The organism is Priestia sp. USM5 (assembly GCF_058323215.1).
The window spans coordinates 3,518,126-3,541,597 of record NZ_JBSGKN010000001.1; the positions used below are offsets into that span (position 1 = coordinate 3,518,126).

At 36.3% G+C, this 23,472-nt stretch carries 16 protein-coding genes; 2 read left to right on the forward strand and 14 right to left on the reverse strand.

Going from position 1 to position 23,472, the window contains the following annotated elements; all coding sequences use genetic code 11:
• Positions 1 to 82: 82 nt before the first annotated feature.
• The 5 genes from ACWATA_RS18715 to galU form a co-directional block, all read right to left on the reverse strand.
• Entirely contained in the window at positions 83 to 1,348 is a 1,266-nt protein-coding gene (locus ACWATA_RS18715) for a glycosyltransferase family 4 protein (protein WP_473050068.1), read from the reverse strand.
• 249 nt (positions 1,349 to 1,597) lie between these two features.
• Positions 1,598 to 2,677, reverse strand: a complete 1,080-nt coding sequence (gene gmd / locus ACWATA_RS18720) for a GDP-mannose 4,6-dehydratase (RefSeq protein WP_473050069.1) — start codon at positions 2,675 to 2,677, stop codon at positions 1,598 to 1,600.
• Between the two features lie 59 nt (positions 2,678 to 2,736).
• A complete protein-coding gene (fcl, locus tag ACWATA_RS18725) occupies positions 2,737 to 3,678 on the reverse strand; it encodes a GDP-L-fucose synthase (protein ID WP_473050070.1) in 942 nt (313 codons plus the stop codon).
• 24 nt (positions 3,679 to 3,702) lie between these two features.
• A complete protein-coding gene (locus ACWATA_RS18730; RefSeq protein WP_473050233.1) occupies positions 3,703 to 4,356 on the reverse strand; it encodes a sugar transferase in 654 nt (217 codons plus the stop codon).
• Positions 4,357 to 4,412: 56 nt separating this feature from the next.
• Positions 4,413 to 5,306 (reverse strand): UTP--glucose-1-phosphate uridylyltransferase GalU, encoded by an 894-nt coding sequence (galU, locus tag ACWATA_RS18735; RefSeq protein ID WP_473050071.1) that lies wholly within the window; start codon positions 5,304 to 5,306, stop codon positions 4,413 to 4,415.
• 747 nt (positions 5,307 to 6,053) lie between these two features.
• Here galU and ACWATA_RS18740 point away from each other — a divergent pair.
• Positions 6,054 to 6,503, forward strand: coding sequence for a VanZ family protein (locus ACWATA_RS18740; protein WP_473050072.1), 450 nt, complete (start codon positions 6,054 to 6,056; stop codon positions 6,501 to 6,503).
• Positions 6,504 to 6,655: 152 nt separating this feature from the next.
• Here the strand turns inward: ACWATA_RS18740 and ACWATA_RS18745 are convergent, their stop codons facing one another.
• Together ACWATA_RS18745 and ACWATA_RS18750 are read right to left on the reverse strand one after the other, a co-directional pair.
• On the reverse strand, positions 6,656 to 7,090 hold the full coding sequence (locus ACWATA_RS18745; protein ID WP_473050073.1) for a VanZ family protein: 435 nt from the start codon (positions 7,088 to 7,090) through the stop codon (positions 6,656 to 6,658).
• Between the two features lie 292 nt (positions 7,091 to 7,382).
• The gene (locus ACWATA_RS18750) at positions 7,383 to 8,390 is read right to left on the reverse strand and encodes a serine O-acetyltransferase (protein WP_473050074.1); all 1,008 of its coding nucleotides are present in this window, start codon (positions 8,388 to 8,390) and stop codon (positions 7,383 to 7,385) included.
• Between the two features lie 311 nt (positions 8,391 to 8,701).
• Here ACWATA_RS18750 and ACWATA_RS18755 point away from each other — a divergent pair, with 311 nt between their 5' ends.
• Positions 8,702 to 10,681 (forward strand): NPCBM/NEW2 domain-containing protein, encoded by a 1,980-nt coding sequence (locus ACWATA_RS18755; RefSeq protein ID WP_473050075.1) that lies wholly within the window; start codon positions 8,702 to 8,704, stop codon positions 10,679 to 10,681.
• A gap of 45 nt (positions 10,682 to 10,726) precedes the next feature.
• Here ACWATA_RS18755 and ACWATA_RS18760 read toward each other — a convergent pair whose 3' ends face one another.
• From ACWATA_RS18760 to ACWATA_RS18790, 7 genes are all read right to left on the reverse strand, one after another.
• On the reverse strand, positions 10,727 to 13,018 hold the full coding sequence (locus ACWATA_RS18760; RefSeq protein WP_473050076.1) for a SpoIID/LytB domain-containing protein: 2,292 nt from the start codon (positions 13,016 to 13,018) through the stop codon (positions 10,727 to 10,729).
• 289 nt (positions 13,019 to 13,307) lie between these two features.
• Positions 13,308 to 16,346, reverse strand: a complete 3,039-nt coding sequence (locus tag ACWATA_RS18765; RefSeq protein ID WP_473050077.1) for an Ig-like domain-containing protein — start codon at positions 16,344 to 16,346, stop codon at positions 13,308 to 13,310.
• A gap of 259 nt (positions 16,347 to 16,605) precedes the next feature.
• Positions 16,606 to 18,432, reverse strand: coding sequence for a hypothetical protein (locus ACWATA_RS18770; protein WP_473050078.1), 1,827 nt, complete (start codon positions 18,430 to 18,432; stop codon positions 16,606 to 16,608).
• A gap of 310 nt (positions 18,433 to 18,742) precedes the next feature.
• Entirely contained in the window at positions 18,743 to 20,494 is a 1,752-nt protein-coding gene (locus ACWATA_RS18775) for an Ig-like domain-containing protein (protein WP_473050079.1), read from the reverse strand.
• Between the two features lie 180 nt (positions 20,495 to 20,674).
• On the reverse strand, positions 20,675 to 21,955 hold the full coding sequence (locus ACWATA_RS18780; RefSeq protein WP_473050080.1) for a class II D-tagatose-bisphosphate aldolase non-catalytic subunit: 1,281 nt from the start codon (positions 21,953 to 21,955) through the stop codon (positions 20,675 to 20,677).
• A gap of 92 nt (positions 21,956 to 22,047) precedes the next feature.
• Positions 22,048 to 23,124 (reverse strand): PTS fructose transporter subunit IIC, encoded by a 1,077-nt coding sequence (locus ACWATA_RS18785; RefSeq protein ID WP_033578279.1) that lies wholly within the window; start codon positions 23,122 to 23,124, stop codon positions 22,048 to 22,050.
• A 22-nt stretch (positions 23,125 to 23,146) separates the two neighbouring features.
• Complete coding sequence (locus ACWATA_RS18790) at positions 23,147 to 23,464, reverse strand: PTS fructose transporter subunit IIB (RefSeq protein WP_028414279.1); 318 nt, start codon at positions 23,462 to 23,464, stop codon at positions 23,147 to 23,149.
• Between the last annotated feature and the right edge of the window lie 8 nt (positions 23,465 to 23,472).

The following is a 23,472-nucleotide window of genomic DNA, read 5'->3' on the forward strand; positions in this document are numbered from 1 at the left end:
AATATATTTAGCAACATGTTCCTTATATGGAAAGCTTAAAATGTTTTATAACATTAAAGTTCGTACTATTAAGTTGTTAGTATTAAGAGGATTTAATTTCTTTAATGTATTTTTGAATAGACACATCTTTGGTGAGATTCTTCTCCAAATAAGCTCTACCACGTTCACCCATTTTATCTAAATTTGATGTACCTTTTTCTTTTAGAAGCTTATTAAGAATAGCTTCTACTTCTTCATAATTTTCTGGGTCAGTCACATATCCACATTGAGTTTCTTCTATAATTAATCGTGCTTCCGCTCCAGGCTCTAGCACTGCGAGCACAGGTCGTTGTGCTCCACATATTCCGTATAATTTAGAGGGTACCGAAACTCCTTTAATACCTTTTGCTGAAACGCACCAATGAATATCAGCCGCATTTAGACTGTAAATTAAGTCTGATTTATCTTGGTAAGGAATAAAAGATACATTATCAAGGTTATGCTTTTCCTTATAATGAACTAATTTATTTCGAATCGACCCTTCCCCTACAAAGGCAAAAACAACATCTTCTCTATCTTTAAATTTTTCTATAACCTTCATTAAATTTTCAAGATCATAATATAACCCCAGGTTACCCGAATACATAATTATAAATTTATCTATCAAACCATACTTTTCTTTAAAAGCTATTACTTTTTCATTATCCCCTGATAAAGGATGAATTTCTTTCTCATCAATCCAATTATTAATAAACGCATGATTAGGTACTCTTCTATAGTTGAATCTACCTTTTAGTGTTTCAACCATATCACGTCCTACAATAATGACCTTATCAGCTTGTTTACAACTGAACTTATCAATTCGCATCATAGTATTTAAGATTAATGTATTCTTGCTATACCCCACAGCCATCGTCTGCTCTGGATTGAAATCATGTATGTTATAAATATACTTAGCTCGTTTCATCCATTTACCCCAAACACCAAGCAGGCCTCCTAAAATAGGTGGCTGAGAAATAGAGTATACATAGTCCATTTTTCCAACTTTAAAGGTAGCAATCATAGCTCCAATAAAATATGAAAGAATATTTTTAACTCTGCTTAGTTTATTGATCTTAGAAAATTCAGGTACACGAATACGAATAACATTTACGCCGTTAATTTCTTCTTTGTAAAACATTTTCTTTTTATATTCATCAGCAACTTTTCCTGTATAAGATGGAACTACACAGACTATCGTTATATCAAATTCATCAATCATTCCTTCTGCTAACTCTCTTAGGATTTGACCAGTCGAAGCTACATCTGGAATATAATAATGAGCGTATATTAATAGTTTTTTCTTATCAGTTTTCACCTTTTCAATCATAGAGTATCTCTTTCCTATCTGCCTGAGGCTACACTTACTTGCCCTAACAAAGAGCTCGCTTTACTAGCCTCTATATATTATTTATAAACTATCTTTTATTTCTCAAGACTTTTATCACGATATTCCAAAACGTCAAAAAGAGCACTTCTCTCCAATTCTTATGTAATGAGTACATTCAAACAGAAAGAAGTTAGCTCCTTCTAACAGCCATATATCAAATTTAACCAATCATTAATTCTAATTAAAAAATCAATCAAACATCACCTTAATCTTCTCTTCGCTTTCAACCTTCTTCATATCGGCTTCAACCATAATGCGAACCAACTCTTCAAATGAAGTCTTCGTTGGATTCCAGTTTAATAATGTCTTCGCTTTAGTCGGATCGCCTAATAATTGATCAACTTCTGCAGGACGGAAGAATTTAGGATCAATTTCGACGATGACTTCACCCGTTGCTTTGTTTGTTCCTTTTTCTTCTAAACCTTCACCGCTCCACTCAATTTCAATGCCCGTGTGTTTGAATGCAAGCTGTACAAATTCACGTACTGAATGCATTTCGCCTGTTGCAATAACGAAATCTTCCGGCTTATCATGCTGAAGAATTAACCACATGCATTCTACATAGTCTTTAGCATAACCCCAGTCACGTAAAGAGTCTAAGTTTCCTAGCGTTAATTTTTGTTGTTTACCTTGTGCGATACGTGAAGCAGCAAGCGTGATTTTACGCGTTACGAACGTTTCACCGCGGCGTTCTGATTCATGGTTAAATAAAATACCGTTTACTGCAAACATACTATAAGATTCACGGTAGTTTTTTGTAATCCAGAAGCCGTAAATTTTCGCTACGCCATATGGAGAACGTGGGTAGAAAGGCGTTGTTTCTTTTTGCGGTACTTCTTGAACTTTTCCGTAAAGTTCAGATGTAGAAGCTTGGTACACGCGTGTTTTTTCTGTTAGCCCTAAAATACGTACAGCTTCAAGAATATTTAACGTACCTTTTGCATCCACATCTAATGTATATCCAGGCATATCAAAAGAAACGCGTACATGTGACTGTGCTGCTAGATTGTAAATTTCATCTGGCTGAATGTCACCAATGATTCTTGTAACGTTTAGTGCATCTGTTACGTCACCATAGTGAAGGTGGAAGTTTGAGTTATTTAATAATGCGCTTGCTGCTTCTTCTGTTAAAAGATCTTCTAGGCGCTCTTGGTTATAAGAAGAGCTGCGACGGATTAGCCCGTGCACTTCGTAACCTTTTTCTAGTAAAAATTCTGCTAAGTATGATCCGTCTTGTCCTGTTACACCTGTAATTAATGCTGTTTTCATCGTATCCTCCATATATATCAACTGTTATTTTAGTATTTAGTTTAATTGAAATTGTTTATTTATTTTGCTGCAGCTAGTTCGTTATCTAAAAACCATTGATACGCTTTTTGAAGACCATCTTCTAAAGCTGTTTCTGCTCTCCACCCAAGACCGTTCAGTTTTGTTACATCTACTAGTTTACGAGGCGTTCCGTCTGGTTTTGACGTATCAAACTGAATATTTCCTTCATAGCCAACAACTGCTTTCACTTTTTCGCCAAGCTCTTTAATCGTAATATCTTCTCCTACACCGATATTAACGATTTCATTGCCTTCGTATGTATTCATTAAGAACACGCACGCATCTGCTAGGTCGTCTGAATATAGAAATTCACGTTTTGGTGTGCCTGTTCCCCACATTTCAACAAACGGTGCATTACTTTCTTTCGCTTCGTGGAATTTACGAAGTAGTGCAGGAAGAACGTGTGATGTATGAAGATCAAAGTTGTCGTTTGGACCATAAAGGTTCGTTGGCATAGCTGAAATATATTTTGTACCATATTGACGATTGTAGGATTCACACATTTTAATACCAGCAATTTTAGCAATTGCATACGGTTCATTTGTTGGTTCAAGAGCACCTGTTAGTAAGTATTCTTCTTTTAATGGCTGAGGAGCTAATTTTGGATAAATACATGTACTTCCTAAGAATAATAGTTTTTCTACATCATTTCGGTACGCTGCGTCAATGATATTTGATTGAATCAATAAGTTATCGTGAATAAATTCCGCTGGATATTCGTTGTTCGCTACAATACCGCCTACTTTAGCGGCTGCTAAGAAAACAAATTCTGGCTTTTCTTTTGCAAAAAATGCGTCTACTTGAGGTTTGTCTCTTAAATCTAGCTCAGCACTTGTGCGATACACTAGATTGCTATAGCCTTTTTCTTGTAGTTTTCGTACGATAGCTGAACCGACCAGACCTCTGTGGCCAGCTACATAAATTTTTGAATTTTTTTCCATTTCAAGACACCAGCTTTCCTTGATTTAATAAGCATTTTTCGAGCCAAACAGCATAAAAATAGTTCGGCATATAATTTTAATATCGGCCGTTAGGGAACGTGTTGTTATGTATGTTAAATCTAATTCGACCATTTCTTCGAACCCTACGTTGCTTCTTCCACTTACTTGCCAAAGTCCTGTACAGCCCGGAGTGACAAGCAATCTTTGCATTTGATATTCTGTATATTCGTTTACTTCTCTTACAAGCGGCGGCCGTGGACCTACTAGACTCATATCGCCTTTCAAGACGTTGATTAACTGAGGCAATTCATCAATACTTGTTTTTCGGATGAATCTACCTATCTTCGTAATGCGCGGATCGTTTTTCATTTTGAACATCGCGCCCGTAGCTTCATTTTGTTCAAGTAATTCAGCTAATTTTGCTTCGGCATCTGAAACCATGGAACGAAATTTGTACATATTAAATTCTTCACCATTTTTCCCTACTCTTTTTTGAGAAAAGAAAATTGAACCTTTAGGGTCTTCAAGTTTTATTAAAAGACCAATAATAAGAAAAACAACAAACAAAACAAGTAAACCAACGAATGCTCCTGCTATATCTATACATCTCTTAGCCAAAAGGTACCCGGCTTGATTATTAGGCTGAACTTTCTTTTGTACAACTTGTGTTTGTTGAATAGAAGTTTCCGTTTTAGGTTCAGCAACTGATGGCAACGCAACTCACTCCTTCTATTCTACTCTATTTCTACCGGTTTCTTTGTTTCTTTTTTTAATAAATCTTCCATAATTGTTAATAAATTATCACGTAAATCATCATGTTGAAGAGCAAATTCAATTGTCGTCTGAATAAATCCTAGCTTCTCTCCTACATCATAGCGCTTTCCTTCAAAGTCATACGCAAATACACGCTGAATTTCGTTTAGCTTTTGAATGGCATCTGTTAATTGAATTTCACCGCCTGCTCCCACTTCTTGTTCTTCTAAAAATTTAAAGATTTCAGGAGTGAACACGTATCGTCCCATAATAGCTAGATTCGAAGGAGCTGTACCCGCGGCTGGTTTTTCTACAAATGTATTCACTTGATGACGGCGGCCGTCGTTTGAAATCGGATCCACGATGCCATAGCGATGCGTTTGATTGTCAGGAACCGTTTGCACGCCTATTACGGACGAAAGCGTTTGTTCATACTCATTCATCAACTGACGAAGACAAGGTGTTTCTGCTTGGACAATATCATCACCTAACAACACAGTAAATGGTTCATCACCGATAAAGTTACGCGCACACCATACGGCATGACCTAATCCTTTCGGTTCTTTTTGACGAATGTAGTGAATATCAACATTTGAAGATTGACGTACTTTTTCTAAAATATCGAATTTTTCTTTTTCGACTAAATTATTTTCAAGTTCTGGAGCATAATCAAAATGATCTTCAATTGCGCGTTTTCCTTTGCCTGTTACGATGATGATGTCTTCAATACCCGATTGAACCGCTTCTTCGACGATATATTGAATAGTTGGTTTATCAACGATTGGAAGCATTTCTTTTGGCATTGCTTTCGTTGCGGGTAAAAAACGAGTGCCGAGTCCAGCAGCTGGAATAATAGCTTTTTTAATTTTTTTCATCGTCATTCACTCCTTGTTTCTTCCTATTTATATATATTTTTTGTAAGCACTTACGAACAAGCTGCAGCAGCAGCGCATTCGTAAGTGCTTATAAATTAATTGGGGCATTTAACCCCACCTCACACCACACTCCTGACAACAAACGTGTCTAAGGTAATTTTCTACCCACAGTGCAGCCGAGTGCCTCCTTTGATAGTGGTTGAGGAGACATCACCATACATATTGTGTTTTATATGACTATTTTTGAATATTAATCCTTTATTAGATAAAAATTAAAAACTTGTCTTTAATTTCAACAAGTTTTCTAAGGATTCGACACATTATCTGAAAGGGTTTTTATAGTTCATTTATCTTATCTATTCTCATATTTTTTCTATAAGTTTTCATTAATAGTCATTAGACCTATAACTTATGATACAATCGTAAAATTAATGTTATCACAAAAATAGGAAAAGAGGGATGAATTTTTTTGTCGAAATTTGCGATATAACAAGGTTTTTGAATGAAATGATAATATTTTCACTCCAAAAGACCTTTTTATGTCGTTAAATGTTGATAGTCTTACCTTTTTCTATATTTAGTAAGTTGTTAGAACTTCTGTCATAAGTAGTGAAAATCATAGATATTTCTATATGAAAATATCTTAATGTATTATGCTAAGATCAAGACACTTAAGGATATTTCTTGCATTTTCATTTCTTTTCTCTTACGATATGAAGATAAATCTAAATAAAAGGAATTTTTTGTATGATATTAAAAAGAATTTGTGTTGTTGCGATGATACTTGCTATTTCTTATTTTTCCCATACGCCACATCTTCAAGTGACAGACCCGAGCTCATGGAACAATGCTTCAGTTTGGAATCATAAAGCCACTCTTTGGGCCATATTACATCCTGGCAGTGAATTTTATACGTCTTATACATACGGATTTAATTTAGAGTTTATCTTACGTAAAATTGCCCACATTTCTTTCTTCGGCTTATTAGCACTATTAATTTACTGGAATTTCAAAAAAAATTCATGGAGATATGTAAAAGCGTGGCTTTTCCTTACTTGTTTTGCTTTCCTAGACGAACTTCACCAAGCTTTTATTATTGGACGTGACGGGCGAATTATCGATGTGGCTATCGATTCATTTGGTGGGGCACTGTTTTTATTTTTACTCTACAGATACAAAAAGATCTCTAGAAATTAGAGATCTTTTTTACATACATACTTATGATAGCTTCTTTTCTTATCCCTTTATTTTCCTCGTAGAACTATATAGTAAAAAAACAACTATGTTGATAAACTACATTTCTTGCGATAGAATTTTTCTCCATTTTACAAAACACAAGAAGGCTGTTACTAGCCTTCTTTCATGTAAATCTCTATCTGATTTAGTACTTTAAATAAACTATATCCTATGCCCGTCCCTAAAGTATTCAAGAGAACATCATCAATATCCGTCCATCGATTTGGCATAAATAGTTGAACTATTTCAATGAATACTGAAAGCGACATTCCAACGAGCAAACTTTTGGGTAATTTATTTATTTTTCCACACCTCATAGGTAAGAAAAAACCAAACGGTAAAAACAAAATAATATTTCCTATATTATTTAAAATAAAGTCACTAAATGAATGATGAAATAATAAATCCCCGATTGTAAAGAAAGGTACAAGATTGATACCACCTTTTCCTTCACCAATTCCTAACGAACTTTCTGGGAACATGGTTAACCTAATAACAAGCAGAATAGAAACTAAAAATAAAACATTAATAGAATTCCTCTTTAACATTAAAGACATCTCCTAGAGTTTTTAATGGGAAAACACTCCATTTTATAATTCCCTATCTAAAAAATAAGTTTTGTTTTCAACGAAACAAAATAAATTAAGTAGCAAAAAAGAGGACATGTATTTCATTCCTCTTTTTTATCATAGCTATAATTATAGAATTCATTTCCTTTAATTTTTTATAGAAATGAGATTTTTATCATTCAAAGACATACTTTAAGTTTTAGAAATTTTAACCTCTGTTTTATGTTGATTATGTTTATAACTTAAAAATAACAATCAAGAAACAAAACATTTATTCTTTTTTTACATATTTCTCGTACTTCTCCATATCCGTACTAATAATCTGAGCTGGCACTCCTGCTACGACACAGTTGCCTGGAATATCTTTTGTCACTACTGCATTGGCCCCTACTACCACATTATCTCCAATCGTTCCTCCAATACAAATTGCCCCAGGAGCAATGTATACGTTATCTCCAATAATCGGCTGCTTGCCCCGTGATCCTACGGTTACATTTTGTGAGATGGTGCAGTTTCTTCCTATTTTCGCTGATTTTTGAATAACAACTCCAATGCCGCCGTAGCCCAGTTTTGTCCCTTCGCCTATTTCTGCTGTGTATGGAATATAAGAGTTGAATTTATGACGAATAAAGTCTTTTACATATTCTGCCCCTTTTGTTAGACCATTTTCATAAAAGATTCTAGATAACTTGTAGAGATCCATTGCTAAGAAGCGATGTAAGTTAGTTGTCAGTATATTTTTTTCACTTACTTTTAAGGTATAGCTCTCAGTTTGATAATCGTCTAGTTCAAGAGCTTCTAACGCAATTAACGTAACGTTTTGTCCTTTAATGTCTTCGAGACTTTCAACTGGAAGATCAAAAAAAGTTTGGCCGCAGTATTGATTGGTTGGATCAATAAAACTTCTAATTGTATTATGCTTTTCCATGAGTAGTTTAATAAAAGCTGCATTTCGGTGGACACCTACGATAGAATACACCTTCTGTTGGTAGACTGAATGGTCTTTTGTTTCAAAGTCTTTGTAGCGAAAATCTTCGCTGTTTTTTATTGTCCGTTCCCCTTCAGCATTTCGGATAAATACTTTCACTCTGTATCTTCCTCGTTCATGTAAGTTAAACGTGTGTGAATGATTTCTAGAATACGGGATTTTTTCAATGACTTCTTGATCTTTGATTAAGTAATACGACACTTTTGTATGTTTGTGTTCTCCGTGGCATGTTACTACAAGTTGATAAAAGTTTTTAAGTTCAAGGGTTAACTCATTAATCGATTGTTTCATTCGTATCTCCTTTTATTTCTTGGCCAAATGAAAACATTTTAGCTCAATACTCTTCTCTCTAACAATTGGTAAAATTCTTCATTTCTATTCTATCTCAATTTAGAAAAAATGAAGAGAAAAACTTTTTTATCGTTACCGTTATAAATTAATCTTTTTTCTCGCTCTATATTTATTTAGGTCTTAATCCTTATATATTATCCACAAAAATAATTTTTTTGTCACATTTTGTCGAGTGAATTAAATTGCTTCATCCTTTTAATACTATTAAAATATTTAAATGGTAAAATATTTTAATTTAAGGAGACTTTAGTATGAATAAACAAGTTTTTAAAACAATGATTGCATTCATTGTTCTCTTCTCAGTTGCTGCGTACGGTAACTTTTTACCTAGTAAAGTTTCGGCAGCAACTTCAAGTGTGCGGTTAAGCTCATTATCTCCAGATTCGGATCACAGCTTTTATACCTCTTATTGGAATGATGAAAAATTTACTGATGTATATGGTAAAACAGTAAATGATGGAGTAGGCCTTCATGATGATTCTGCTTACGCAACCTATAACGTCGCTGGAAAAGGCTACTCTTCTTTTCAAGGAAAAGTTACTCTTGATTCTCGATATGCAAACGGTGATTATGGTAAATCTGTAGTTGGTTTTTATGCAGATGATCGTTTACTATACGAAAAGCCTTTGGCAAAAAGTAGCGGTGTTGTAAACGTGAATGTAAAGTTACCTAAAAATACAAAAGATTTTTCAATTGTCGTCAAAGAAAAAAGTGGAAGTAAAGGCCAACATTTTATTGTTGTACAAGACGGCCAATTTATTAAAGGTGGTTCTTATTTAAGTGTCCCTTACTCTTCATACAGCTCCCTTGTAACCATAGGGGACTCTCGCTCCGAACGTTATAATAGTACGGATTCTTACCACGATCTAGAAGATATTAATGGTAACCTCATTACGAATGGATTCTCTTTAGACACTTCGTATAACACGGGAGGGTTAAGCTATTCAACATTCTCTATTGAAGGTAACGACTACAACACTTTAGAAACATCTATTTCTCTTGATGCAAGATACGTTAATGGTGATTGGGGTAAGTCAATAGTAGGTATTTATGCAGATGATTACCTTCTTTATGAAAAAGAATTCACGTCTAAAACATCGATTCAAAAAGTTAAAGTGTCTATTCCCAAAGGTACAAACCATTTAACTCTTCTAGTGAATCAAATCAATGGTGCTAAAGGAACACAAGCAGTGACATTCAGTCAGCCTGTAGTATCAAAAGTGGGTTCGTCTTACAAATCAGTTCCATATACAGCTTTACCATCTACAATCGGTGATAATGCTAGTAACGGCGCATGGGAAACTAACTTATCACACTTCGGAGGAACCATCCGATTCTCAAACGGAACGTTAGCAACTTCAGGATTAATTTTTGAAAGCAATTATGGTGGCGACGCTTATACTACTTACAATCTTTCAGATGCTGGAGTAAATTACTTTAAAGCAAAATTAGCATTAGATTCTGCCTACCTTCAAGGTGACTATGGTTCATCCACCATTCAGCTTTTAGCGGATAATCGAGTGCTTTATTCCAAAGCTCTAACAAGATCAACTGGCATTGTAAATGTAGGTGTACAAATTCCTTCAAAAACGCAAGAATTTAAAATCGTAGTTAAGCAAAAACAAGGGGCAAAAGGCTATCACAACGTTGTGTTAGGAAACGCAGTATTCCAAAAGCTACCGGTATCGGCTAAACTATCCGCTTCTCGCGTATCTGTTGCTAATAACTATAACCAAAACGACGTTGTAACAGTGAAGTCATTAGCTAAAGGCGATGTGATTAAAGTCTATAATACTAAAGGCGCTTTATTAGCGACATCTAAACCTGTTACATCTAACTATACGAAAGTAGCAATTAAACAATTAGGGACAGCTAAAGGAAATATCCTTGTATCACGTACAACATCAGGCGTTTTAGAAAGTGATCCTGTCTCTGTGCCTTATGCAGCAGAACCTGTTCCATCTCCTTCTGTCGCTGCCAAACAAGTAACGATTGAAAATAATAAAAACAAAAACGATTTAATTACAGTAAAGTCGTTAAGCAAAAATGATGTTATCAAAGTTTATAATTCAAAAGGAAGTCTGATTGCGACATCTAAACCTGTTACATCTAACTACACCAAGATCTCTATTAAACAGCTTGGTACAGGAAAAGGAAATGTACTGATTTCTAGGATTAGCACAGGCAAAGTAGAAAGCACTAAAACTTCTGTTGCTTATAAAGCAGAATAAAGAAAAGCCGGAACATGTGAAATTTTACATGTTCCGGCTTTTTTATTAGCCTACCGTAAGAATACGATACGGACTATATTTGCCTTTTGGATTTTTAATAGTAATACTAATTTTAGTCTTGGCTACCTGTGGTTTAATCGTTACATAAAAAGCTCCTTTACTATCTGCTACGCCTCTTCCAATTAGCTCCGAGCCTTTTTTAATATAGACAGTACTTTTAGCTTCTGTTGTACCTGTAGCCGTTGTAGCCATACTGCGAACGCGATTTACATTAGGAGAAGAAGGTCCAGAAGATATAACTATTTTATAGGTGTAAGGACTATATCCACCTTTTCCTTTTGCCGTTACGCCTATTTTCGTATTCACTGATTGTTTTGGAATGGTAATGCTAAATGCACCCTTACTATTTGCTGTGCCTGTACCAATCACATTTGTACCTGCTTTCACATATACACGACTTCTCGCTTCAGTCGTTCCTGTTACCGCTGTGGCTTCGTCTGTTATATCACTAACGCCTGGTGCATTAGGTGCTTTGTATTTTGCCACTACTGTACTGTATGTGTACGCACTGTACCCGGCGCTATTTTTTACCGCTACGCCAATTTTCGTTTTAGCAGGTTGAGATGCTATCCCAATGCTATACGTTCCTTGCTTGGTTGCTACTCCTCTTCCCAGAACTGTTGAGCCTTTTTTTACATATACAATACTGTTTGCTTCAGCTATTCCGCTGACCGATGTATCTTGATCATAGATTTTATTAATGGTTGGCGCTTCTGGTTTGGTTACTTTTTGTACGACTGTTTTGTACGTATACGCACTGTATCCCACACTATCTTTAATGACTACACCAATCTTCGTTTTAGCTGCCTGCGGCTGGATAGATACTGAATATGTACCTTGACTGGATACTGTACTACGCCCTAACAACGTTGAGCCTTTTTTCACATACACGATACTTCCAGGCGCTGCTTTTCCTGTAACTTTCGTATCTTCTGATGTGATATCGTTTACTTCCGGCGCATTAGGCAATACTTTATATACTCTTGGGTAAGCTGTATCATAGGCGCTTGTTAAAAGAGTCGTAGGATAATAAAATGCGAGAATTTCTTGATAGTTTTTCCCTTGTTTTGCCATACTGTTCGCACCAAATTGACTCAAACCAATTCCATGACCAAATCCCTTACCCGTAATAACAATTGATGTTCCATTGTCTTTAATATCCGTTACGTATTTACTGAGCATACTGCTCCCATCAATTAAACGAATAACATCCTCTGCAAGACTTCCTGTTAAATCCCATTGTTTTTCAACAATTTGTCCATCTTTATCAAATTCATTTTTAACCATGTATTTAACGCTAAGGTCTCCTTTTGTCACGCGTTTACCAGAAGTAGGCTCGTAAAAATTCACTTTTGAAATACTTGTAATCTTGATATCTTTTCCTGTTAAATCCTTTTTAAGCATTTCACTTTTAATTCGGTCTGTCATAGTTTTATCAGCTTCTTTTGTTGTGTCCCACCATTGTTCGGGCTTCTTCAAATCTTTTCCTGATAAATTAATTTGTTGCTTTTGAACAGTCTTTGTCCATATTCTTTGAGGGTCATAAGGATCATTTTTAACTTGAGAATAAGTATTCACAGGAGTATCCCAAAAGTTTGTGTTCGATTCAATGATTCCTCCATTACTTGAAGAGTACACTGCATTTACAGTACTCCCTTTATATGTGATAACTTGTCCAAAAGTCTCATCAACAGCTTGAGATGTTCGAGCATTCCAATTGTATCCTCCATAAACTTGATAACGAGTTGAGTCATTAATTAATTTACCATGCAAACTTAATACATACGATCTTGCAGCTATAGCTTGAGATTTAAATGTATCTAATTCCCATGATGTATATACCTCTCTTGGAATTACTCCTTTTAAATAGTCCTCCATTGGAAGAGTATTAACTGGTCGAACATATTTGTTATTTTCATTTTTAAATAACATGTTTCCTAGATAAGGCTGTCCATTAATAGAAAGCGTAGCATCGTATGTAGAAGGTATAACTTCAAATCTAGAAAACTCTCCAATTTTCTCTTTAGCTTGATATAAGGATACACCTGCGCCTGCTATTTTCACTTCATAGTCTTTGTTCGCCTGTAGGGTTATATCTTGGTCTTTAATAAGATATAACCCTGAGGGGCGAATCGTAATACTATTTTTGCTACCTAAATCATTTGTCAACTCTACTGACACAAGAGGTTCTATTCCTGCTGCTTCTGCTGTAGAGAACCAGGATAGTGGAGTTAAAACAACAGCTAGTCCTAGTATAACTCTTAATATAAATTTCATTTTCTTTTCGCCTTACCTTTCTCTATTTTTCTAGTAATATTGCATAAAAAACACTCTTTTCTAATATCGGATACAATTTCATACTTGCCAGAGGCACGCTTAATTTTTTTACTTTTTTTTACTTAAGTTGATAAAATCCTTAAATCGTCTATTTTTTCAACTTTTTGTTTATATTTGTCGAATCCTTATGCTATAATGTTGAAGATATGACTTTATATCATGCTTGATTTAAAACCTAATTAAAACCGAAAAAGAGTCCTTTTCTACAAGTAGAAAAGGACTCTTTTTTCTATTGAACTACGGTAACTGTTTTAGCTACACTTTGATTTCCGCTTAAATCGGTTGATGTAATCAATAGCTTAGTTCCTACTTTTTGCTTTGCTATTGCGACTTTGAACTGCCCTTTGGCATCCGCTGCGCCGCTGCCAATTAGCCTAGTACCTATTTTAATTGTAAGTTTTGCATTTGCTTCTGTGGTACCTGTTACAGAAGTAGATTGGCTCGTGACCTTGTTTACTGCAGGAGGTGATGGCGCTGTTTTGTCTTGAACGGTAATCGTTTGAGCTGCACTTACATTTCCAGCTAAGTCTTTTGCTGTAACAAAGATTTTTGTTCCGGCTTTTTGCTTAGGAATGGTAAGTTTAAATTCCCCTTTAGCATTAGACATTCCTGTTGCAATAACCGTCGTACCTATTTTTACATCTACTTGAGCATTAGGTTCCGCTGTTCCTGTGACGACTGTTTGCTGATCTGTAATGCTATTTGCTGTTGGTATAGAAGGTGCTGTTTTATCTTTAACCACAACTGTTGTAGGTGCACTTTCTCCCGTACTATTTTTGGCATTCACAGCTATTTTTGTTCCGGCTTTTTGCTTAGAAATCGTCATTAAAAATTGTCCGTTACTCCCTGCTTTAGTGCTTCCGATAACGACCGTTTCGACTTTTGCCGTAACCGTTGAATTACTTTCTGCTGTTCCCGTAATAGTCGTAGTATTGTCTCCTATTTCGTTAACTTTTGGAGCAGAAGGCACTTTCTTTTTAGCTGTAACACTTACATAAGCAGTCGAGCTCACGTTATTTGCTTTATCTGTTGCATATAGACTGATTTTTGCTCCAGCTTTTTGTTTTCTAACCCGTATAGAAAAGCTGCCTTTATCGTTAGCCGTAGCTGTTCCAATTGTTATTGTTCCTACTTTCGCTGTGATACGAGAGTTAGGCTCAGCTGTTCCTGTTAAACTCTCATCTTGATCAGTTATAGAATTCACTTTTGGAGAGACAGGAGGTGTTTTGTCTTCAATAACTATTTCACTTGTTGTACTGCTATTTCCCGCTTTATCTCGAGCTGTTACACTTATTTTTACTCCTCCGAGCTGCTTTCCTATTTTGATGGAAAAGTTACCTTTTATATCTGATGTTGCACTGCCAATTACTTTGTTATCAATTTTTGCTGTAATGAAAGCATTTGGCTCGGATGTTCCTGTTATTGTTTCTCCTTGATCAGTTAAAGAATTTACAACTGGTGCTGTAGGTGCAGTTTTGTCTTGTACAATGATTTCTACAGCTTTGCTCGTGTTATTAGCTGTATCTTGTACAACAATACTTAATTTTATTCCCGCTTTTTGTTTAGGAATTTTTACGCTAAACGTACCTTTGCTTGTCGCTTTACTCTTCCCCACTACTTTACTGCCTGCTTTTACATAAACCGTTGCATTGCTTTCGGTTGTTCCTGTGACGGCAGTAGAAGAATCGCTAACGGCATTTACTTTTGGGACTGCTGGTGCGGTTTTATCCCGTACAATAACTTGAGCTTCTCCGCTCGTATTTTCGTAAGCATCTTTAGCTGTTACCGCAAGTTTGCTTCCCGCTTTTTGTTTCGCAATAGAAACTGTAAAACTACCATTTTCATTTGCTACTCCGTTGCCAATTTGTGTACTTCCTGCTTTTACACTAACAGATGACCCGGCTTCTGCTGTTCCAGTAACCGTAGTGTCTCGATCAGTGACTGAATTAACGCTCGGTGTAGGCGGTGCTGTTTTATCATTTACCGTCACAACTGTTCGTTCACTTTGATTTCCTGTACCATCAATTGCTATTACGTCTAATGAAGACAGACTTCTTTGACGATCTATATTCACTTGGAATGAACCTTGGTTGTCGACCGTTCCTTCATAAGTATTTGTTTCTCCTATGACTCTAATAGTAGCTCCTGCTTCTGCTGTACCAGCAACAACTGTATCTTGATCTGTTACTGTATATACTTGAGGAGCAGATGGAGGCGTTCGATCTTGAACAGTGACTTCTGTTTGCTCACTTTCGTTGCCAGCTTCATCTGTAGCTGTAAACGTTATTTTCGTTCCTGCTTGTTGACGAGGAATATACATATAAAACCATCCACCAGACTGCGCTTGTGTAGTTTCTATTACATTTCCGTCAATTCTTGCTGTGACCGTTGCATAATCTTCTGCAAAGCCTTGCACCAAGGAGTCCTGATCTCCAATGTCATAAACAGTTGGCTTAAACGGTGCAGTGACATCCCGCTCTGCTACTGTGAAATCTCCTCCGTTTAAATCTGCATTTCGAAAATTATCTCCATAGTCATACAAAAAAGTCTGGTTATTAAATTTATCAATCAACGTGACAGATACACATTCAAACTGGCCTAGTCCCATATATCCATATGTAGCTAAATATAAATTCTGCAGCTTAAATTGATTACTTCCTATGTTGGTAGCGTCAAAAGAGACATACCCACCTTGAGGTATTTTGTACTCAACATTCACACGTTTTATTTCGCTATATTCATCATAAGCATTTACAATAACGTTTACTGAATCATATAAATTCACTTTTTTACTGTTAGCATTAATTCCGTTAAAAACTGGCCCAGCAGTATCGGGATAAGACGTGGTCTTAAAATTCCCTTCGTCTAACTCATAGAACCCTCCTTCTTCTACGTCATCATACATGCTAAAACGACCATCGTTATACTCAACCCATATAGAGGAAACCTTCCATTCTCCTTCTTTACTAAAAAAACTTCCAATACTTCCCTCGTACGCACCATTTCCATTGTTCAACAGAGAAACCTGCATGTATCCTCCAGCAGGAATCTTATAGTTAACGTATACTTGGCGAATCCTACTATTTGAATCAAATTTCATCGTAATGGTTTGATAGTTAGGAATTAATACCGTTTTTTCTGCCAGTGTAAAGGAGATTAGGTCTTCTATTCTTCCATCTGCAATCTGTGCTTTTGCAGGCGTTCCATAATTTCCAATAGAGAACAAGTAACACATAATCAAACAAACTGTCAATATCTTTCTCGTCATTTTTCTTCCCCCAGAATCAAAATATACTTTTTTATCTATTTAGTTGACTCCAATTAACATCTCTAGCGTTATTAGCTCCCCTCTTATACGTTCAATTTAAACTTTTCAGCTAATTATACCAACTTATAGTTATTTATAACCACAACTTTAGTCATGAAACCTTTTCATAATTCTTTTTATATTAGTGACTTTACATAGTGAATTTTTTCATAAAAAAAAGAAGCCATTATTTAAATGACTTCCTTTGCACAAGTTCTTTTTACCCAATAGGCTGTAGTGTTTCTTTTTTGGCAAAATACCAAAGGAGAATAGAATACACTGAAAACACTTTGCGAATATGAACTCTGCTGCTTAAATTTGGTGATCGCAGCAATCTAAATAGAATTTTACGATTAAACATCGCATCAATTTCTCTTGTTTCCATTGTTGATAGATACTCCAAACATTTTTCTTGCACGGAACCTAATTCAACGACTTGCCAAAGAGGTGCTCTAAGCTTTTTAGCTCTTTCAATATGTTCAGGCAGAGCCTTTGGAGCTTTCATACCTTCAACAGGCTTAACCATCTCGCTTAGCGCAAACTTCGGACGTCTTTCACTTTTAAACTCTCTCATTGTCACGTTTCCGCGCAGCTTAGAATACGTTTCTGTATAAATCTCTCGATCAAAAGGCAAAGTCGATAAATCAGAAAATAAACGATTCATCAGATCAATACCAACCACATTTGCAGAACGCATCTCCTGAGGAACAGATAACGCACACTTAATACCGTTTAGCGTATAAAGCGGGTCAAACCGCGCCCCAAAACTACTCCAGCGGTGAGAAGTCACTCCTACGTAATATCTGTTTCGAATCACGAGATACATATAATCTAAATATGCATCTTCACGAAGACCATTTTCACGGCAATCATTAAAGAATTGCTTAATCTTTTGGGAAAACCGCTTTTTAAATTTTTCCGACAGCAAAGCATTATCTGTGTCTTTATCAAAAAAGATTTTCCCCCATAAAGTTGGCATTAGAGAATCTACATCATGGATTTGCTCGAGCTCTGCCCTTGAACCAAAAAATGATCTAAAGCATTCACCGTAACCGCCGCTTAGCACAATATTCGAGTTCGTCTCATAAAAACGGTGCGGAGACGCAGCCAGAATGCCACTGGAGAAGTCCAATGGCCATAAAAATCGTTCTTCTAACGTTTGTGGTGCCTTTAATGCATTAAAACCATTGTATTCTGTCATTGTTAACCCAAATTCAGAACATAGTCGTTCAGCCGTATATCGATCCGGCATATTTGGGCGGCCCGAACAAAAAAAACGATAAGATTGCCCTGAATCCGTACCTAGTATACCAGCCAATACTAAGCGCGAATCAAACCCACCTGTTAAATGAGAAATTTTGTGAGCTGCACGTTTATAGTTGCTAACCGCTTTTATGTTATTTTTAATTTCTTCTACAGCAAGCGTAAGCTGCTCTTCATATGACTTATCACTTGAGAAGAAATCTTGTTTCCAGCTATATTCATCGATCGAGAAACTATTGTTAGTAGAAGTTACGTATTCAAAAGGTTTAAGCGCTTGAATCTCTTCGTAGCTTGATTCAAAAAAGCCTCCATTCCCTGTTCCAATAACTTCATTTAAATAATCCATAGATTTTTGAAGTGAAATACCTACACTGCTTAACACGCTAACAATTGAATCAATATCCGTTGAGAAAACAGTAATTGAACGCGAGCGGTAATAGAAGACAATAGCGCTTCCAAAAGGATCTGGGATAATCATACTTTCTTGAGCAGATTTATTACTGATAAATCCACATAATGAACCTCGCATATCTCGACCGATAAAGTCACCTGAAATATGATGACCGGCTTCTTCTAAAGCAGCAACCCAGTCGTTTGGATTCATAATAAATTGACTTCTGTATACTCCTGAACCACTGCTGTCTATTAAATAGTCAGCATTTTTCACTTGTGTATGTACAGCTACGTTAGAAGGCATAAAATAGCAACCTTCATAAATCTTGAATTTCATTAACTCTGGATAATCATTATTTGAAAAAATAAGTACAGGTGCAGTTTTAGGCAATAAAATCCCCTCGTTCCAATTAATATATAATTTTGTCTTCAGGTTATAAGACCAAAGACCTTATGTAATATTTTGCAGCAAAACTATTTTATAACAAAACACATACTTTTGGTATATATATTTACTTATTTTTACTTAAAGTAGATAAAAAGATTTACCTTTCAGTGAATCTATAGTTTTAAATAAATTGTAATATATCCAAACTATCTTTATTTTCCTTCATTAGGCAATAAACTTTTCTTATCTATCTAAAAAAACTGTTCCATAAGACACATTTAGTGACCTATGAGACAGCTTTTATCTCAAACGATTATTTACTTACTACCTTAGTCGTTTTGCTTTGATTTTTGGCAGCATCTTTTGCAAAAACATCTACTTTGGTTCCTGCCTTTTGTTTTGGAATTCTTACATCAAAGCTTCCTTTTGAATTGGCTTTTCCGCTTCCTATAAGTTTAGTACCTACTTTTACTTCAATTGTAGCGTTAGCTTCAGTTGTGCCTATGACGTGAGTTGATTTACTAGTCAAATTGTTCACTTTCGGTGCGGATGGAGCTGTTTTGTCCTGTACCGTCACTACCGTTGCTGTACTAGTATTCTTCGCTGCATTTTGAGCTGTTACCGATAGCTTGGTACCTGCTTTTTGCTTCGGTACCTTGATACTGAATACCCCTTTGCTATTTGCCTTGCCACTTCCCAATGTCTTACTCCCAACTTTTACGTAAACCGTGGCATTAGCTTCTGTAGTGCCTGTTACTGCTGTATTTTGATCACTTACCGCATTCACTTTTGGTGCTGCTGGGACAACAGGCGCTGCTTTATCGTTTATTTGATAAACTTTAGCTCCTTGGGAATAATAGATTTCTCCACTATCAGTTGATATAAATTGTACTTTTGAAAAATCACCTGGTGTCTCCCATGCTTTTTTACCATTTGACTGTACAGCCGTTAGAGTTGTTTTTCCTGCTAGATAGACACTTTGATTAACAGATTCCTTGATCGAAACTAATTCATTTGTCTTCAATGTCCACTTTACTTTTCCTTCTTTGCTAATGGCTTTAATATATGTTTCCTTTGGTGCATAATCGCCTCGGTGAGCCGAATAATAAGTTGTTCCACTTTTCCCTGTTTCTATAACAGGGGTAGCGGAAGGTCGATAATCACCCATTCCTACTGGAAAAGGAGCATCACTTTTTACGTTCCACTTTGCTTGTCCTGTTACTCCATCATAGCTGTATAAAATACCTGCTTCGTTATCTGCTACTAAAAGATTTTTATTAGTAGAATCATAAGTAGGTGCTGGCCACACATCCACAGTCATTTTCTTTGTCCATTTTGTAGAGCCGTTTGCATTTAAACCGTATAAGTTTGACGGGTACCCTTCCTGAAAATAGATCATATTATTTTGTGGATCTGTTGCAAACACAGAACCTCCAGATTTCTTCCATTTCACTTTTCCAGAAGGATCAAATACCGTTACACCTTCTATACCGTTAGCATACAGGTTGCTGCTTTTGTCCACTAGCAATTCAGTAATTCCTATAGCAACAAATTCATTATGCCACTTTAGTTTCCCTTTTGAATCAAAGGCATAAAGGAAGTTTTTTTCTTCAGGCTCTCCTCCTGCCATATAAATCATGCCATTTGGAGCGATAACGCTTTTGCTTAACACAAGTTCTGGTATATTAACCGTTTCTTGTTTCCACGTTGTCTTGCTTATAATATAAAGCTGTTTGGAGTTATTATCGTTTCTCTTATAAAAATATAAGCTATCTTTTGTATCTCCAATATAAAATAACGTTAAAGATTTGATACTCCATTTTTTCTGTCCATTAATAATGACGCCAAACTCTTGATCATCACTATAGTTCTCTTGCTGCTTTTGATAAAGTACTCCTCCATTATCCCACGCATCTATTACGTTATAATTTTGACCTTTTTCTATTTCATAAATAAGCTTTGGTTTTGAAGCTTCAGCATAAGCTGATTGATTGAGTGGAAAAATTACAGCTCCTACTAATAAAATGAATAATCCCCATACACTCTTCTTCATTATTTTTTTCATAGATATCCCCTTTATTTTTAATTTCCGTGCAAAACCATTACTTCCCTCCCTCTAGGCATATGTAACTAACAAATCTATAATATAAAAATAATTGGATTTTAGTAATACTAAAGTTTTATTTATTTTAAATATTCTAACTATAAAAGGCCGTTGAGATAAATATCAACGGCCTTTTATAGTTTATACCTCTACACCAATCTCTTTTAAGATCTTAGTAGTACTTCCTTCCAGGTTAAAACACTCCACGTATTGATTTAAAGAACGTTTGATTCGATTAATAACAAAGCGTTCTCCGTCAATATTGCACTGTCGTAAATTATGAAATAACGTTTGAATTTCAGCTTTTACTTCTTCATGGTTAAATGCATAGTGACCGGCAATATCTAAAATTTTGTCAGTAAGTTCTTTTTGCTGGAGGATATCTTCGATTTGCAGCTCGCGCTGATCCCCTACCATCCACTTTCTCCATCTTTCACTTTTAATCGCTTGAAGCGTTAAGACGTATTCAACATTTGATTGATGTTCAATGAGTCCATCTCGAGCAAGCTGATCTTCTACTTTTGCTAATTCGATGTACGCACGCGTTTCTTCCGTTCCGAACTGTGGAGCAACGTTTGTGGCGGTGATGCCAAGCGGCAAATGCTGCAGCAAAATATGATCGTCGATATAATCTCCGTTGTGCTCTTTCAGACCTACTCCATACTGTTTGGCGATGCTTGCTAGCTCTTGAGCATTTTTAGAATTAAAGGTTCCTACATTTTCTGTCATTTTTACAAGCGTTCCTGTTTGACCTACGATAAAGGTTGGAGTAGGCAATTGTCGTTTTTCCAGCTCGCTGTTTAATGTTTGAATGAACGTTTCGTAGGTTTCTCTTGAAGTTAACCCCCCGTTTGTCTCTTCTGTTCCTACTTCGTAGCCAATTTCAGCTAATCCCAATCGTTTTCGTTCACTTTCACAGTACTGAATTAATTCAATTGTACGACTCAGCACACTTTCCATCGGAACAACTTTTCCCATTTCATAAGGATCTTTTGTTGGATCAATATGAAGCAAATCAAACCCGTTAATTAAATCTTCTAAGTATGACTGCTTACCTAACTGCATTGCCAGCTCTTCTTCTAAATGCTCATTTCTTTCGTTGTCTCGCTGCCACGGGCCTCCGTGATCTCGGCACGTGTAATACAAGCCGTCAAACGCTGTTTCAGCTGCGGTTTCAGCAATTGTTTGAGTAAACGTTCTTTGATTCCAGTTACACACGTAGCCTCCGCCTAGTTCTGCTGCATCTACTTGGTTGCGGCTAGCGATAAATAATAGCGGAAAATCTTTTTCTTTTCCTAATTCAAAACAAGCTTTTAATAACGTTTTAGACATTGGTCCAATTCCCAGAAGCGTAACCGCCTCCCCTTTGTCTTGCATGTTGAGCATTACTTTTACCACTTCATTAATGTTTACTTTTTGCATGATACTTCCTCCTTTTATAGTTAACACCCCTTTAAAATGGAACGAACAATATGTATACACATATTGTTCATTCGAGGGATTGCTATTGACTTTTAGACGCTGATACTTTGTTGATCCATCGGTTCTTCTTCAGGCACTTCTTTTGTTACATCTTTCTTTAAAGCATTAACCATGACGGCTGTTACGACTGTTCCTGCTAAAATAGCTCCTATATACCAAAGCTTATGATCGACAACCAATAATACAATCGGTCCTCCATGAGGAGCATGATCAGTTACTTTAGCAAGGGCGCCAATGACGGCTCCTGTGGCAGACCCTACCATGATAGAAGGCAGCACTCGAAAAGGATCGGCTGCGGCAAACGGAATGGCTCCTTCTGTAATACCTATCATCCCCATGGCAAGAGCTGCTTTTCCCGCTTGTCTTTCTTGATCGTTGTATTTTTTCTTGCTTAATAAGGTAGCCAGTCCTAAACCAAGAGGAGGAGTACAAATCGCTATTGCTATAATCCCCATAATGGTATACACGCCTTCTGCCATCATTCCAAAGGCAAACATGCAGGCTACTTTATTAATAGGGCCTCCCATATCAAATGCAATCATACATCCTAAGATAACCGCTAATAAAACCAAACTTGATCCATTCATTTGTTTTAATGTTTCCGTCATAGCTGTCATAAAATACCCAATCGGCTTGGCTAATAAATAGATGTATCCTAAACCAATTACGAGTGAACTAGTAATCGGAATGATAAAAATAGGCATAATTGGCCGAAGCATAGTCGGCACTCTCCAGGTTTTTACCCACTGAACAAAACAGCCGGCTAAAAATCCTAAAACAATTGCTCCGAGAAATCCTGCTTTTACTTCACTGTCACCAATCGGTGTGTTCGCAATATAGCCAACAATCATCCCCGGTACAAGGCCAGGCTTACCCGCAATCGAGTAAGCGATATAGCCTGCTAAAACCGGAACCATCATTGTAAATCCAGCTGTACCAATACTTAAGATGTTATTCATTAAAGGGTTGGTGACTTCCATTCCATTTTCTCCAGGTGTTCCTGTAGCTAACGCAGCTGCTATGCAAATACCTCCCACTACAACCGCTGGAATCATGTAGGAAACACCCGTCATTAAATGATTTTTTAAGATCTTAAAAAACTCTTTCATAGCACCACTCTCCCGCTTCCTTTTATACTTCTTGCGTCATAAGCTTTTCTGCTTGTTCCAGTACTTTCTGAGGATTGGAAATGGCTTCTGCTACTCCTACTTTTAATATTTTTTTGCCGTTAAATCTTTCTTCTCTTTCAATGGCACAGCCTACAGCTAAAATAACAACATCCGCTGAGTCAATCTGTTTTTTCTTTAGTTCATTTTCAATGCCCATTGCTCCTTGCGTTTCAATCATCACCTTATGTCCTAATTTCTTTCCAGCCTTTTCTAAAGCAGATTGAGCCATATATGTGTGTGCAATTCCTGTTGGACAAGCTGTAATTCCTACAATATTCATGTTTATTC

What these genes read in the sequence shown, in the direction of transcription:
- ACWATA_RS18715 (WP_473050068.1), bottom strand. Translation starts at nt 1,348, where the DNA reads ATGATTGAAAAGGTGAAAACTGATAAGAAAAAACTATTAATATACGCT.
- gmd (WP_473050069.1), bottom strand. Translation starts at nt 2,677, where the DNA reads ATGAAAACAGCATTAATTACAGGTGTAACAGGACAAGACGGATCATAC.
- fcl (WP_473050070.1), bottom strand. Translation starts at nt 3,678, where the DNA reads ATGGAAAAAAATTCAAAAATTTATGTAGCTGGCCACAGAGGTCTGGTC.
- galU (WP_473050071.1), bottom strand. Translation starts at nt 5,306, where the DNA reads ATGAAAAAAATTAAAAAAGCTATTATTCCAGCTGCTGGACTCGGCACT.
- ACWATA_RS18740 (WP_473050072.1), top strand. Translation starts at nt 6,054, where the DNA reads ATGATATTAAAAAGAATTTGTGTTGTTGCGATGATACTTGCTATTTCT.
- ACWATA_RS18745 (WP_473050073.1), bottom strand. Translation starts at nt 7,090, where the DNA reads ATGTTAAAGAGGAATTCTATTAATGTTTTATTTTTAGTTTCTATTCTG.
- ACWATA_RS18750 (WP_473050074.1), bottom strand. Translation starts at nt 8,390, where the DNA reads ATGAAACAATCGATTAATGAGTTAACCCTTGAACTTAAAAACTTTTAT.
- ACWATA_RS18755 (WP_473050075.1), top strand. Translation starts at nt 8,702, where the DNA reads ATGAATAAACAAGTTTTTAAAACAATGATTGCATTCATTGTTCTCTTC.
- ACWATA_RS18760 (WP_473050076.1), bottom strand. Translation starts at nt 13,018, where the DNA reads ATGAAATTTATATTAAGAGTTATACTAGGACTAGCTGTTGTTTTAACT.
- ACWATA_RS18765 (WP_473050077.1), bottom strand. Translation starts at nt 16,346, where the DNA reads ATGACGAGAAAGATATTGACAGTTTGTTTGATTATGTGTTACTTGTTC.
- ACWATA_RS18775 (WP_473050079.1), bottom strand. Translation starts at nt 20,494, where the DNA reads ATGAAAAAAATAATGAAGAAGAGTGTATGGGGATTATTCATTTTATTA.
- ACWATA_RS18780 (WP_473050080.1), bottom strand. Translation starts at nt 21,955, where the DNA reads ATGCAAAAAGTAAACATTAATGAAGTGGTAAAAGTAATGCTCAACATG.
- ACWATA_RS18785 (WP_033578279.1), bottom strand. Translation starts at nt 23,124, where the DNA reads ATGAAAGAGTTTTTTAAGATCTTAAAAAATCATTTAATGACGGGTGTT.
- ACWATA_RS18790 (WP_028414279.1), bottom strand. Translation starts at nt 23,464, where the DNA reads ATGAATATTGTAGGAATTACAGCTTGTCCAACAGGAATTGCACACACA.